At 70.0% G+C, this 13,264-nt stretch carries 12 protein-coding genes; 1 reads left to right on the plus strand and 11 read right to left on the minus strand.

Going from position 1 to position 13,264, the window contains the following annotated elements; translation table 11 throughout:
* The 5 genes from ACUP6Y_RS12985 to ACUP6Y_RS13005 are packed head-to-tail and all read right to left on the minus strand — an operon-like array spanning position 1 to position 5,008.
* On the minus strand, positions 1-990 hold the full coding sequence (locus ACUP6Y_RS12985) for an MCE family protein (protein ID WP_462551133.1): 990 nt from the start codon (positions 988-990) through the stop codon (positions 1-3).
* Positions 987-2,078, minus strand: a complete 1,092-nt coding sequence (locus ACUP6Y_RS12990) for an MCE family protein (protein WP_462551134.1) — start codon at positions 2,076-2,078, stop codon at positions 987-989. Before ACUP6Y_RS12990 ends, ACUP6Y_RS12985 begins: the two co-directional genes overlap by 4 nt.
* Positions 2,075-3,388 carry an MCE family protein gene (locus ACUP6Y_RS12995; protein ID WP_462551135.1) on the minus strand — a complete coding sequence of 438 codons (1,314 nt, stop codon included), beginning with the start codon at positions 3,386-3,388 and terminating at the stop codon, positions 2,075-2,077. Before ACUP6Y_RS12995 ends, ACUP6Y_RS12990 begins: the two co-directional genes overlap by 4 nt.
* Before the next feature lie 7 nt (positions 3,389-3,395).
* Positions 3,396-4,235, minus strand: a complete 840-nt coding sequence (locus ACUP6Y_RS13000; RefSeq protein WP_462551136.1) for an MlaE family ABC transporter permease — start codon at positions 4,233-4,235, stop codon at positions 3,396-3,398.
* On the minus strand, positions 4,235-5,008 hold the full coding sequence (locus ACUP6Y_RS13005; RefSeq protein WP_462551137.1) for an MlaE family ABC transporter permease: 774 nt from the start codon (positions 5,006-5,008) through the stop codon (positions 4,235-4,237). Before ACUP6Y_RS13005 ends, ACUP6Y_RS13000 begins: the two co-directional genes overlap by 1 nt.
* 205 nt (positions 5,009-5,213) lie before the next feature.
* Between ACUP6Y_RS13005 and ACUP6Y_RS13010 the strand changes: the two genes are divergently transcribed.
* Positions 5,214-5,900 carry an ion channel gene (locus tag ACUP6Y_RS13010; RefSeq protein ID WP_462551138.1) on the plus strand — a complete coding sequence of 229 codons (687 nt, stop codon included), beginning with the start codon at positions 5,214-5,216 and terminating at the stop codon, positions 5,898-5,900.
* Here ACUP6Y_RS13010 and ACUP6Y_RS13015 read toward each other — a convergent pair.
* From ACUP6Y_RS13015 to ACUP6Y_RS13040, 6 genes are all read right to left on the minus strand, one after another.
* A complete protein-coding gene (locus ACUP6Y_RS13015) occupies positions 5,881-7,197 on the minus strand; it encodes an MFS transporter (RefSeq protein WP_462551139.1) in 1,317 nt (438 codons plus the stop codon). The genes ACUP6Y_RS13010 and ACUP6Y_RS13015 overlap by 20 nt on opposite strands.
* A gap of 86 nt (positions 7,198-7,283) precedes the next feature.
* A complete protein-coding gene (gene uvrB, locus ACUP6Y_RS13020) occupies positions 7,284-9,413 on the minus strand; it encodes an excinuclease ABC subunit UvrB (RefSeq protein ID WP_462551140.1) in 2,130 nt (709 codons plus the stop codon).
* Positions 9,414-9,703: 290 nt separating this feature from the next.
* Complete coding sequence (locus tag ACUP6Y_RS13025; protein WP_462551141.1) at positions 9,704-10,267, minus strand: carboxymuconolactone decarboxylase family protein; 564 nt, start codon at positions 10,265-10,267, stop codon at positions 9,704-9,706.
* Positions 10,264-11,145 carry an SDR family oxidoreductase gene (locus ACUP6Y_RS13030; RefSeq protein WP_462551142.1) on the minus strand — a complete coding sequence of 294 codons (882 nt, stop codon included), beginning with the start codon at positions 11,143-11,145 and terminating at the stop codon, positions 10,264-10,266. Before ACUP6Y_RS13030 ends, ACUP6Y_RS13025 begins: the two co-directional genes overlap by 4 nt.
* A gap of 10 nt (positions 11,146-11,155) precedes the next feature.
* Positions 11,156-11,752, minus strand: a complete 597-nt coding sequence (locus ACUP6Y_RS13035; RefSeq protein ID WP_462551143.1) for a TetR/AcrR family transcriptional regulator — start codon at positions 11,750-11,752, stop codon at positions 11,156-11,158.
* A 220-nt stretch (positions 11,753-11,972) separates the two neighbouring features.
* On the minus strand, positions 11,973-13,235 hold the full coding sequence (locus tag ACUP6Y_RS13040) for a phospholipase D-like domain-containing protein (protein ID WP_462551144.1): 1,263 nt from the start codon (positions 13,233-13,235) through the stop codon (positions 11,973-11,975).
* Positions 13,236-13,264 lie beyond the last annotated feature (29 nt).

The following is a 13,264-nucleotide window of genomic DNA, read 5'->3' on the forward strand; positions in this document are numbered from 1 at the left end:
TCACCCGTCGAACCCGGGGACGAACTCACCGGTGGGCAGGGCCAGCACGTTCGCGGCGTACGCGTCGAACCACGGCCCGGTCCCGATGATGTTGCTGAGGATGGACACGTAGGGACCGAGGGCGTTGAGCGTCGCCTTCAGCTTGTCCTTCTTGGAGACGAGGAAGGACACCAGACCGTCGACCTCCTGCAGCGCGGGACCGATCTGCAACTCGTTGTCCTTGACCACGCCGCGCAGCTCCTTGGCGAGGGTGCGGGCGTTGACGAGCAGCGCATGCACCGCGTCCTTGCGCTTGGTCAGCTCCTGGAACACCAGGTCGCTGTTCTTCATCAGCTCGACGATGTCGTCGCTGCGGTCGGCGAGGACCTTGGTGACCTCCTTGGAGCTGTCGAGGAGGGTCTTGATCTCCGCGTCGCGCGAGGCGATGCTCCGCGAGAGCCGGGAGATGCCGTCGAAGGACGCCTGGATCTCGGGCGCCGACTCGTCGAGGGTGTCGGCCACGGTGTCCAGCGCCCGCGCGAGCTGCTGGGTGTCGATCTCCTCGGTCGTGGTGGTGAGGTCGCCGAACACCCCGACGATGTCGTAGGCGGCCTGGGTGCGCTCGACCGGGATGGTGCCACCCTCGGCGAGCTGGCCCTTGCCCCCGGGCTGGAGGTCGAGGAACTTCTCGCCGAGCAGGTTGAGCACCTCGATCGAGGCGCTGCTGTCCTTGCCGAACTCGACGTCGCCGTCGATCTCGAACCTCACCTTGACCCGGTCCCCGTCGAGGGTGACCGCGGCGACCCGGCCGGCCCGGATTCCGCCGACCTGCACGATGTTGCCCTTGTGGATGCCGCTGGCGTCGCTGAACTCGGCGTAGTAGGTGGTGCCGCGGAAGCCCGGGAACCTGCCGAGGTTGAAGGTCGCGGCGGAGACCACGGCCATGATCACCAGGGTGATCACGCCGAGGCGCAGGACGCGGGCGTCGCGGGCGCGCTGGTGCTTGTTCATCGGTCCTGACACCTCGGCGCCTTGGACTTGAAGGAGAACGTGGTCAGGTAGTCCTGGATCTCCCTGAGGATCGGCAGGTCCTTGATGATCGGGAGCACGATCCGCGCGGAGACGCCGCAGACGTAGTACTGGTACCAGGAGCCGTAGGTGCCGGTGCGGGTCTGGTCGGTCATCGTCTCGGGCATCCGGTCCAGCAGGCTGGCCAGGTTGTCCCGGTTCTCCTTCTTGTTGAGCAGCTTGGCCAGCTCGCGCAGCGCGGCGATGTCCTCCTTGACCAGCGGCCGGCCGCGGCGCAGCAGGTCGGCCACGGCCACGGTCAGCTCGGAGATGTTGTCGAGCGAGGAGCCGATGGTGTCGCGGTCCTCGGCGAGGTCGCTCATCCAGTCCTTGAGCTCGACGATCAGCGAGCTCAGCTGCTGGTGCCTGTCGTCGACCGTCTCGAGCGTCTGGGACAGGTTGGTGATCACGTCGCCGATCAGCTGGTCGCGGTCAGCGAGCGTCGAGGTCAGCGAAGCGGTGTGGTCGAGCAGGCTCTTGACCGTGCCGCCCTCGCCCTGGAGCACCTGGACCAGGTTCATGCTCAGCTCGTTGACCTGGTCGGGGGTGAGCGCCGCGAACAGCGGCTTGAAGCCGTCGAAGAGCACGGTCAGGTCGAGCGCCGGCTCGGTGTTGCCCACCGGGATGGTGGCGCCGTCGGCCAGGGCCGTCGCCTCCTCGGCGCCGGTGCCCTGCTCGAGACTCAGGTAGCGGTCGCCGACCAGGTTGAGGAACCTGATGGTGGCCCGCGAGGCGGTCGTCAGCCTGACCCCCGCGTCGACCTTGAAGGTCACCTTGGCCATCGAGCGCTGGTAGTGCTCGACCTTCTTCACCTCGCCGACGTTGACGCCCGCCACCCGGACGTCGTCGCCCTTCTCCAGCATGGTGGCGTTGGTGAAGATCGCGTCGTACTGGTGGCGCTCGCCGAAGCCGACGTTGCCCATGATCACGGCCAGCAGGCCGGTCACGAACACCGACACCAGCGTGAAGACGCCGAGCTTGATCGCCGCGGCGGTGGTCGCCGCGTTGCGCTGGTTGCCCCCGGGCCTCATCCGACCGCCTTCCCCTCGCGGACGACCGGACCGTAGAGCAGCGAGCCGAGGGCGCCGTACGACGCCGGGTCGTGGCCGGTCTCGCCGGCGAGCATCGCGTTGACCACGCGCTGCTCGGCCGCGCTGCCGGCGTACCCGCTGTCGATGGCGGCGGGCCGGCCGAGCAGGCCCTGCAGCGGCAGCGGCGAGAAGCCGCCCACCTCGTCGATGTCGGAGCCCTGGTCCAGCGCGTACTTCTTGCCCGGCACCGTGAAGTTCGGCAGGCCGACACACCACGGGCCGTGGCCGACCTCGCCGTACGTCGGCAGGTCCCGCTCGTCGTAGGGCCGGAACTGCGGCTGGAAGAACTCGATGTACTGCTTGACCACGTTGCCCTCGAAGGTCTTGGACAGGATCGGCGCGTAGTTGGCGGCCCCGCGGATCAGGCAGGGGAACTCCGGGGAGTACTCAGCGAGCAGGTCGACGAGCGGCGCGGTGACCTGGCCCATCCGGATCAGGTTCTGCTCGTTGTCGGCCAGGAACCTGGTCGCGGTGTCGGACAGGCCGGTGAGGTCGGAGAAGAAGACGTCGAGGTCGGCGGCCTTCTCGGTGACCGTCTTGCTGGTGACCGTGACGTTGTCGAGCACGTCGAGCAGGTCGGGCGCGGCGACGTCGTAGGCGTCGGCGACGTCGGCCAGGGCGACCAGGTCCTTGCGCAGCGTCGGCAGGTGCTCGGAGATGGCGCCGATGTAGTCGCCGAGCTGGTCCATGGTGGCGCCGAGCTGGTCGCCGCGGCCCTCGAGCGCGGTGGCGAGGGCGTGCAGCGTGGCGTTGAGATCGGCGGGACGTACGGCGCGCAGCAGCGGGAACAGGTCGGCGAGCACCTGGCTCAGCTCGACATTGGTCTCCACACGGTCCGAGGAGATGACGTCGCCGTCGCGGATCGTCCCGCTCGCCGCCTCGGGGCGGACCAGCGCGACGAACTTCTGTCCGAACAGCGTGGTCGGCAGGATCCGCACGCCGATGTTGGCCGGGATCCTCTTGGCCGCGTCCTTGTCGAGCGCGAGGGTGATCTCGGCCTGCTCGCCGTCCTGGTCGATCTTGTCGACCCGGCCGACCAGCACGCCGTTGATCCGCACGTCGCCGAACTTGGCGAGCTGCAGGCCGGCCCGGTCGGCCTTGACCGTGATCGTCGTGGAGCTGTCGAAGGTCTTGTTGTAGATCGCGATCGAGAGCCAGATCAGCAGCGCGATGACCGACAGGAAGGCGACACCGGCCACCAGGAGCCGGTTGTGCTCCTTGGCGCTGTCGTGATGGATGTTCACCAGCATCGGCGGCTCACCCCGTGATCCGGACGGTCGTGGTCGAGCCCCAGATGGCGAAGGTGAGGAAGAAGTCGGCCATCACGATGGTCACGATGCTGGTGCGGATCGCCTTGCCGACGGCGCGGCCGACACCGGCCGGCCCGCCCGAGGCGGTGTAGCCGTAGTAGCAGTGGATGAGGATCACCGCGACGGCGAGGAAGAGCAGCTTGAAGAACGACCAGATCATGTCGATCGGCGGCAGGAACTGCAGGAAGTAGTGGTCGTAGGTGCCGCCGGACTGGCCGTAGATCATGGTGACGATCAGCCGCGGCGAGAGGTACGACGCGCACAGGGCCACGATGTAGAGCGGGATCACCGCGATGAACGCGGCGACCATCCGGGTCGTGACCAGGAACGGCAGCGACGGGATGCCCATCACCTCGAGGGCGTCGATCTCCTCCGAGATCCGCATCGCGCCCAGGCGGGCGGTGTAGCCGCAACCGACCGTCGCGGCGAGCGCGATCGCGGACACCAGCGGCGCGACCTCCCGGGTGTTGAAGTAGGCGGAGATGAAGGCGCTGAACTTGGCCACGCCGATCTGGCTCAGCGAGGCGTAGCCCTGGATGCCGACCTCGGTGCCGGCGAAGAAGGCCATGAACGCGATGACGCCCACCGAGCCCAGGATCAGGCTCAGGCCGCCCGCGCCGAAGGCGACCTCGGCGAGGGTGTTGAGGATCTCGCGCGGGTAGCGCTTGATCGCGCGCGGCACCCAGGCGAGCGCCTTGACGTAGAAGAGCAGCTGGTCGCCGTACCCCTCGAGGGTGGAGCGACCGCTCTTGTAGGCGTCGGTGACGAGATCTCCGGCAGCAGCCATCACAGCCCCACCGGCGGAGCGACCTGGAAGTAGATCGCGGTGATCACGGCGTTGAGGAAGAACAGCGCCATGAAGGCGATGATCACCGACTCGTTGACCGCCCGGCCGACGCCGCTCGGCCCGCCGCCCGCGTTGAGGCCCTTGTAGGCACCGATGATCGCGGCCAGCCAGCCGAAGATGATGGCCTTGATCATCGCGATGTAGAGGTCCGGCAGCGACGCGAGGGCGGTGAACGACGACAAGAACGCGCCCGCGGAGCCGCCCTGGACGATCACGGTGAAGAAGTAGCCGCCGCCGATGCCGGTGCCGATGACGATGCCGTTGATCATGAACGCCACGAACATGGTCGCGACCACGCGGGGCGCGACCAGGCGCTCGAGCGGGTCGATGCCGAGGACCTCCATGGCGTCGATCTCCTCGCGGATCTTGCGCGCGCCGAGGTCCGAGCAGATCGCCGATCCGGCCGCGCCGGCGATGATCATCGCCGCCGCCATCGGCGCCGCCTCGCGCACGGTGGCGAGCACGGCGGTCGCGCCCGCGAAGGACTGGGCACCGAGCTGACCGGTCAGGTTGCCGACCTGGAGGGAGATGACCGCGCCGAACGGGATCGAGACCATGATCGTCGGCATCAGCGTCACGCTGGTGACGAACCAGGCCTGCTCGAGGAACTCGCGGAACTGGAAGGGCCGGGTGAGGATCCGCTTGGTCACCTCGACGACCATCAGCGCGATCTCGCCGGGGCCACGCACGACCGCCATGGCATTGAAGGCCACGCCCCGACTCCTCTCCCCCACGATGTTCCCACCGGCCCCGCTCCAGGGACTCGGCGATATTAGAACACGTTCTCGTTGTGACCAAGGTGACATGGCCGCCCCGGTCGCTTTTCGCTCCTCCACCGGCTCAACGCCCGCACTGTGGCCTGAGTCACGCGTGAGGCTTCCGGGGCTCCCCGGGGAGACGCTGCCTAGGATCGGCAGGGTGCACAGCCCCGCGCCCCGGTCGTTCCATCCACTGGAGGTCGTCGGTCGCCACCCCTCCGCCGTCCTCCTGGCCGCCCAGCTGGTCGTCGTTCTCGCCTACCCCGCGCTCTCCGGCTCGGCGACCGGTCGTGCCGTGGTCGGGGTGTTCCAGATGGTGGTCGTGCTCAGCGCCGTGTGGGCGGTGCGCCGGACTCCGACGCTGACCTGGGTCGGTCTGCTCCTCGGTGCCCCGGCGGTGCTCCTGGCGGTGCTCGAGGCGGTCCGGCCGCACGCCGACGGCATCGTGCTGGCCTCCGCGGCCTTCCACGTGCCCTTCTACCTGTTCGTGTCGTACGCGATGATCCGCTACCTGTTCCATGACGACCGGGTCACCGTGGACGAGATCTTCGCGACCGGCGCCGCGTTCACCGTCGTGGCCTGGGCCTTCGCCTACCTGTACGCCGCCGCCCAGGTGCTGTGGCCCGGCTCGTTCGTGGGCTTCAACAGCCCCGACGGCAGCTCGCCCCTGAGCTGGTTCGAGCTGCTCTTCCTCTCCTTCACGACGCTCACCAGCGTCGGGCTGTCCGACGTGTACCCCGTCGTGAACCAGGCGCGCTCGTTCGTGATGGTCGAGCAGGTCGCCGGCGTCTTCTACGTCGCGCTCGTCGTGGCACGCCTGGTCGGCCTCAGCGCTCGCCGCCGCTGAGCAGGTCCCCGACCATCGAGGAGCCCCCGGCGACCTGCTCGCGGGTGGTCAGCGCGCGCACCCGGCGCCGATAGCGCACGACCTGGACCAGGCCGAGGGCCCACAGGACGTACTGGGTCGCCATCGCCCACCGGAACGCCTCCGGCGTGGCGGGCTGCGATCCCGGCGTCAGCACGTCCAGCACCGCGCCGACCGCCAGCACCGCCAACAGCCCCGAGGTGAAGCCGCCCACGTTGATGATCCCGCTGGCACTCGCCGTGCGGTGGTCGGGGTTGCTGGTGCGGGCGACGTCGAAGCCGATCATCGAGCCCGGCCCGCCCGCGCCCACCACGACGATGAGCAGCACCAACAGCGGCAGCGGGGCGTCGCCCGGCCACAGCAGCACCAGCCCCCACACCGTCGCGAGCGCGCCCATGATCATCAGCGCGGTCGTCGAACGGTGCCACGGGTGCCGCCCGACCAGCCAGCCGAACAGCGGGCCGTAGCCCACCGAGGTCGCGACGAGCAGGGAGAGCAGCGCGCTCGCCGTGCCCGCGGAGACGTGCTCGGCCGTCACCAGGAACGGGAAGCCCCACAGCAGGGCCATCAGGGTCGTGCTGAACGGCGTCGAGAAGTGGACCCACAGACCCAGCCGGGTCCCGGGCTGCGCCCACGAGGCGGCCAGGCTGCCGGCCAGCGCCCGCGCCGTCATCGGCACGCCGCGCAGGTGCGGCTGGGTGGGCGTGCCGTGGAGCAGCACCCGCAGCAGGACGAGCACGACGAGACCCGCGAGCGCGCCGCCGAGGTAGGCCCGGGGCCAGCCGACATGGCCGAGCGCCCAGGTCATCGGCGCGGCCGCCGCGAGCGCGCCGAGCTGACCGAGGTTGCCGGTCAGCTGGCTGATCAACGGAACCTGCCCGCGCGGGAACCAGGAGGTCACCAGCCGCAGCACGCAGATGAAGGTCATCGCGTCCCCCGCTCCGACCAGGACCCGGGCGCCCAGCGCCAGCGCATAGCTGTCGGCGAAGGCGAAGGCCGTCTGACCGGCGCTGACCACGACGACCGCGGCGGTGAGCACGGTCCGCGAGCCGTAGCGGTCGACCAGCAGGCCGACCGGGATCTGCATCGAGGCGTAGACCAGCAGCTGCAGCACCGTGAACGACGCCAGCTGGCTGGCCGAGATGTCGAAGCGCTCGGTCGCGGCGAGGCCGGCGACGGCGAGGCTGCTGCGGTGGAAGACCGCCAGGGCGTAGACGAGGAGGCCGACGATCCAGACGACGTAGCGGCGACCCGGGGCAGTCCCAGGCGCAGCGCTCACTCCGCCAGGCTACCGGCGCCCGCCGGCACGGACGGCCTCGACGAGCACGTGCGCCCGCTCACTACCTGCTCGCCGGCGCTCCTTCCTCACTTGGTCGCCTCCATCATCTGCCGCAGCTCCTTCTTGAGCTCCCCGATCTCGTCACGCAGCCGCGCGGCCAGCTCGAACTGCAGCTCCGCCGCCGCCGCCTTCATCTGGTCGGTGAGGTCCTGGATCAGCTGGGCGAGGTCGGAGCTCGGCAGCCCGGCCAGCTCGGCGGCGTGCCCACCGATGTCGGTGCTGCGCAGCTGGGGGGTGGGCGACTTCTTCGGCTTCACTCCCCCGGCGCGGCCCTTCTGGCCGACGTCGGCCCAGGTCTGCAGCAGCTCCTGGGTGGTCTCGTCCTCGCGCGCGAGCATCTCGGTGATGTCGGCGATCTTCTTGCGCAGCGGCTGGGGGTCGATGCCGTGGGCCTCGTTGTAGGCGACCTGCTTGGCCCGGCGCCGGTTGGTCTCGTCGATGGCCGACTCCATGGACGGGGTGATCCGGTCGGCGTACATGTGGACCTCGCCGGAGACGTTGCGCGCCGCGCGGCCGATGGTCTGGATGAGCGACTTGTCGGAGCGCAGGAAGCCCTCCTTGTCGGCATCGAGGATCGAGACCAGGGACACCTCGGGCAGGTCGAGTCCCTCGCGGAGCAGGTTGATGCCGACCAGGACGTCGTAGGTGCCGAGACGCAGGTCGCGCAGCAGCTCGATCCGCTTGAGGGTGTCGACCTCGGAGTGCAGGTAGCGGGTGCGGATGCCGGCGTCGAGGAGGTAGTCGGTGAGGTCCTCGGACATCTTCTTGGTCAGCGTGGTGACCAGGACCCGCTCCTGCTTCTCGGCGCGCAGCCGGATCTCGTGGATCAGGTCGTCGATCTGGCCCTTCGTCGGCTTGACCACGACCTCGGGGTCGACCAGGCCGGTGGGGCGGATGATCTGCTCGACGACGTCGCCCTGCACCTTGTCGAGCTCGTAGTCGCCCGGCGTCGCCGACAGGTAGATCGTCTGCCCGATCCGCTCGAGGAACTCCTCCCAGCGCAGCGGCCGGTTGTCCATCGCGCTGGGCAGCCGGAAGCCGTGCTCGACCAGGTTGCGCTTGCGGGACATGTCGCCCTCGTACATGCCGCCGATCTGCGGGACGGCGACGTGGGACTCGTCGACCACGAGCACGAAGTCCTCGGGGAAGTAGTCGAGCAGCGTGTTGGGCGCGCTCCCGCGCTCACGGCCGTCCATGTGCATCGAGTAGTTCTCGATGCCCGAGCAGGAGCCGACCTGGCGCATCATCTCGATGTCGTAGGTCGTGCGCATCCGCAGCCGCTGCGCCTCGAGCATCTTGCCCTGCCGCTCGAAGGTGGTCAGCTGCTCGCCGAGCTCGGCCTCGATCCCGTTGATCGCCCGCTCCATCCGCTCCGGGCCGGCGATGTAGTGGCTCGCGGGGAAGACGTAGAGCTCCTGGTCCTCGGTGAGCACCTCGCCGGTGACCGGGTGCAGCGTCATCAGCCGCTCGATCTCGTCGCCGAAGAACTCGATCCGCACGGCCAGCTCCTCGTAGACCGGGAAGATCTCGAGGGTGTCGCCGCGGACCCGGAAGGTGCCGCGGGTGAACGCCAGGTCGTTGCGGGTGTACTGGATCTCGACCAGCCGGCGCAGCACCGAGTCGCGGTCGTGCTCCTCGCCGACGCGCAGCCGGACCATGCGGTCGACGTACTCCTGCGGGGTGCCGAGGCCGTAGATGCACGACACGGTCGACACCACGATCACGTCGCGGCGGGTCAGCAGGCTGTTGGTCGCCGAGTGCCGCAGCCGCTCGACCTCCTCGTTGATCGAGGAGTCCTTCTCGATGTAGGTGTCGGTCTGGGGGACGTAGGCCTCGGGCTGGTAGTAGTCGTAGTAGGAGACGAAGTACTCGACCGCGTTGTCGGGGAACAGCTGGCGCAGCTCGTTGGCGAACTGCGCGGCGAGCGTCTTGTTGGGCTGCAGCACCAGCAGCGGCCGCTGCACCTGCTCGGCCACCCAGGCCACCGTCGCGGTCTTTCCGGTTCCGGTCGCACCCAGCAGCACGACGTCGTCGACGCCGGCGTTGAGGCGCTTGGTGATCTCCGCGATCGCCGCCGGCTGGTCACCCGAGGGCGAGTAGTCGGACTGGACGTGGAAGGGCGCGACGCGACGCTCGAGATCGGTGACCGGACGCATGTTGCCAGCGTACGAGGCAGCGCCGACATCGGCTCGGCCGGTGGTTCGGCCGGTGGGCCCGCCCCGAGGTACGCGAGCCGGCCCACCGCCGCACGGACGCCGGTCAGCAGCCGAGCAGGCCGCCGAGCAGGGCGACCACGCCCGTGCTCACGATCAGCCGTCGTACGGTGCTCATGAATGTCCCTCCTGGACTCCGTGCTCGGACCGCCGCGCACAGCGGCGGCCACGTCGGCCCGAGGACGCACTGCTCGGGTCGGCCGCTCGACGGTGGAATCCAGTGCAACGAGGGATCAGTCGAGAGCAGCGTCCCGGCCCCGGGTCGCCCGGTCGGGCCGGACCCGGAGCGCGTGCAGCGCGGTGGCGAGCATCGCGTAGTGCCCGACCAGCATCAGGATCTCGATCCGCTCGCGGTCGTCGAAGTGCTGCTCGAGCGCGGCCCACAGCGCGTCGCCGAGGTCGTCGGTGGCCAGCAGCTCGTCGGTGGCGCGCAGCAGCAGCCGCTCGCGCTCGCTGAGCCCCGGGCGCTCCCCGAAGGACTCGATCGCCGCGATCTCGTCACCACAAAGCCCGGCCCGGCGCGCCAGGCGGCGGTGCTGCACGAGCTCGTACGCCGACCCGCGGCGCGCCGCGACCCGCACGATGACCAGCTCGGACTCCCGCCGCGAGAGCCGGCCGCCGGGCATCAGCCGGCCCGCGAAGTGCAGCCAGCCCCAAAACAGCCGCCGGTGGCGGCCGAGAGTGAGGAAGACCGCGGGTGGCTCGGTGCCCTGCACCCGGCCCGCTACCCGGGCGAAGGCCGCCACGAGCGGGCCGACCTCGCGCCAGCCCCCGGGAGTGATCCGCGGCTGGCTCATGCGGCCCGCCGGGCCTGCTCGACGGCAGGCAGCACCCGGTTGGCGCCGTAGTTGAAGACCCGCATCGCGAGGGCGTAGCCGGGCGGGAACCAGCGCTGCAGCCGGTGCGCCAGCCGGATGTCGGCCGAGGTGTAGACCCAGTACCGGTTGCGCAGCGCGCCCCGCCAGATCGCGGCGGCGGCCTGGTCGGGCGAGACCGCGCGCTTCTGGAAGTGCCGCCGGGCCCGGACGAACGCCCTGCTCTGCTGGTCGATGCCCGCGATCTTGATGGTCTCGACCAGACCGGTGTCCACGCCGCCGGGGCAGACCAGGCTGACGCCGATCCGGTGCTTGCGCAGGTCGTAGCGCAGCACCTCCGAGACGCCGCGCAGCCCGAACTTGCTCGCGCTGTACGCCGCGTGCCACGGCATCGCGATGATGCCCGCGGCCGAGGAGACGTTGACCAGCTGGCCACCGCGGCCGGCGTCGATCATGGGCGGCACGAACTCCTCGATCACGTGGATCGGACCCATCAGGTTGACGTCGACCAGGCGCTGCCAGTGCTCGGGCTCCAGGCTGCGCACGGTGCCCCAGATCGCGATGCCGGCGACGTTGAGCACCACGTCCATCGCACCGGCCCGCTCGGTGATCGACGCCGCGAGCCGGCGTACCTGCTCGTGCTCGGAGACGTCGGCCACCTCGGCCGTGCCGACCCGGGCGCCGCGCGCCCGGATCGCGTCGGCGACCTCGGCCAGCCGCTCGGGCTGGACGTCGGTGAGGTGCAGCACGGCGCCGCGGTCGGCGGCCTGCTCGGCCACGGCCCGGCCGATGCCGCTGGCGGCGCCGGTGACCAGGACCTGCTTGCCGGCCAGGTCGCGGACGGGAGCACGGAACCACATGGACTTCTCCTCAGGTCGGGAACAGCGTCGCCGCGAGGGCGACGAGAGGGTGATGCAGATCGGCCAGTGCGTCGACCTGGTCGAGGGTGATCCGTGCCGTCACCAGCTGGACGATCGCGGCGAGCAGGGCCTCGCAGGCGAACCGCTCCTGCTCGGTGCGCGCCGAGAAGACCTCGGCGAGCGCGACGGCCGCCTCCTGCTGGACCTCGAGCCGGCGGCGCATCATCTCGGGACCGGCGGCGTACACCTCGACGAGGAACAGCCGCGCCCGGCCGGGATCCTCGGCCAGGGCCGCGAGATAGCGCTCGAGCAGCGTGGCGAAGCGCTCCAGCGGCGGGCCGCTCGCCGCCAGCCCGGCCGCGAAGCCGGCCCGGAGAGCATCGGTCGCCCCGTCGTACGCCGCGAGGAAGCACTCCTGCTTGGAGCCGAAGTGCTGGTAGAAGGTCTCGCGCGAGACGCCCGCTCGCTTGATCACCTCGGCGACCGGGGTGGCGACGTATCCGCGCTCGGTCATCGCCTCGGCCAGCGCATGGAACATCCGCGCGCGCTGGTCCGCGGCCACCTCGGCGCGGCTCAGCCCGTGCCGGCCGCGGGGCAGGGTCGCCATGCCCGGGAGACTTTCACGAACACCAGTGTTCGTCAATGCAATTGGCTCGCTGCGCTCGCATGTCGCGCGCGCTTTGACGCGTTGCCTTCCTCCGCTGCGCTCGCTGGCGCTCGCTCCGCTTCGTCCAGGCAACGCGGCGCGCGCGACCAAGCTCAGCTGACCGTCGTGCGCGGCGAGCGTCATTCGCCTGAATGTCGTCGAGTGCAGCGAGGGCGGCCAGCTACAGCAGCGGGCGCAGCGGGGCCAGCACCGCCTCGGTGAACTTGCGATGCACGTCGCGGGCCTCCCACTCGCCACTGGTCAGCTCCAGGCAGTTCGACTGGTCGACCTCGAAGATCGCCTCGAGCTCGCGGGCGAAGGCCTCGTCGATGATCTCGACGTTGATCTCGAAGTTGCCCGTCAGACTGAGCCGGTCGATGTTGGCCGTGCCGACGGTCGCCCAGGTGCCGTCGACGGTGGCCGTCTTGGCATGCACCATCGCGTCGCGGTAGCGCAGGATCCGCACGCCCGCGTCGAGCAGCTGGGTGAAGTGGCCGCGGGAGATCCAGTCGGCCACGATGTGGTTGGACTTGAGCGGCAGCAGCAGCCGGACGTCGACCCCCCGCCGGGCGGCCGCCTTGACCGCGTCGATGAAGTCCTCGTCGGGCAGGAAGTAGGCCTGGGTCATCCACACGTTGCGGCTGGCCCGGTTGATCGCCTCGATGTACATCGCCCGGATCGGGAACATCCACAGTCGCGGCACGTTGCGCTGCACCCGCACCCGCGGCTCCCACGTCGAGGCGGTCTCGAGCAGCAGCGGCCGCTCCGAGGAGCGCAGCCGGCGACGCCGGTTGAGGTTCCAGAAGTCGGCGAACGCCCGCTTGAGGTCCCACACCGCCGGGCCGGTGATCCGCACGTGGGTGTCGCGCCACTCCGACTCGTAGGCCGAGCCGATGTTGTAGCCGCCCACGAAGCCCACGTTGTCGTCGACCACCAGGATCTTGCGGTGGTCGCGCCCGTAGCGCCGCAGGTCGAAGAACCGCCAGCCGGCCGTGTAGACCGGGTAGCGCAGCACCTTCACGCTCGGGGGGAAGCGCTGGAAGGCCGGCGAGACCACGAGGTTCGCGAAGCCGTCGTAGATGCAGTAGACGTCGACGCCGCGCTCGGCGGCGTCGATCAGCGCATGCTTGAACCGCTCCCCCGTCGCGTCGCCCTTCCAGATGTAGGTCTCGAACAGGACCTGGCGCTGGGCACCCCCGATCGCGGCGAGCATGTCGTCGTACAGGTCCCGGCCGAAGGTGTACGTCGTCACGTCCCCGTCACCGACCGCGACCGTGCGCGGGTCGGTGGTCGGGAACGGCTTGGGCCGCTTGCCCCGGCGCCGGTAGGAGTCGACGAGCGACATCGCGATGGCGACGACGAACGGGACGCCGACCAGGGTCAGCAGGACCCGCCGCAGCACGGTCCGCAGACCGGCCAGCGCGTCCCCGTCGTCGTTCGTCACGCGGGTCAATCTAGTGGTTGGGGTTCGGG

The organism is Nocardioides sp. S5-5, from assembly GCF_054954065.1.

What these genes read in the sequence shown, in the direction of transcription:
- ACUP6Y_RS12985 (WP_462551133.1), bottom strand. Translation starts at nt 990, where the DNA reads ATGAACAAGCACCAGCGCGCCCGCGACGCCCGCGTCCTGCGCCTCGGC.
- ACUP6Y_RS12990 (WP_462551134.1), bottom strand. Translation starts at nt 2,078, where the DNA reads ATGAGGCCCGGGGGCAACCAGCGCAACGCGGCGACCACCGCCGCGGCG.
- ACUP6Y_RS12995 (WP_462551135.1), bottom strand. Translation starts at nt 3,388, where the DNA reads ATGCTGGTGAACATCCATCACGACAGCGCCAAGGAGCACAACCGGCTC.
- ACUP6Y_RS13000 (WP_462551136.1), bottom strand. Translation starts at nt 4,235, where the DNA reads ATGGCTGCTGCCGGAGATCTCGTCACCGACGCCTACAAGAGCGGTCGC.
- uvrB (WP_462551140.1), bottom strand. Translation starts at nt 9,413, where the DNA reads ATGCGTCCGGTCACCGATCTCGAGCGTCGCGTCGCGCCCTTCCACGTC.
- ACUP6Y_RS13025 (WP_462551141.1), bottom strand. Translation starts at nt 10,267, where the DNA reads ATGAGCCAGCCGCGGATCACTCCCGGGGGCTGGCGCGAGGTCGGCCCG.
- ACUP6Y_RS13030 (WP_462551142.1), bottom strand. Translation starts at nt 11,145, where the DNA reads ATGTGGTTCCGTGCTCCCGTCCGCGACCTGGCCGGCAAGCAGGTCCTG.
- ACUP6Y_RS13035 (WP_462551143.1), bottom strand. Translation starts at nt 11,752, where the DNA reads ATGGCGACCCTGCCCCGCGGCCGGCACGGGCTGAGCCGCGCCGAGGTG.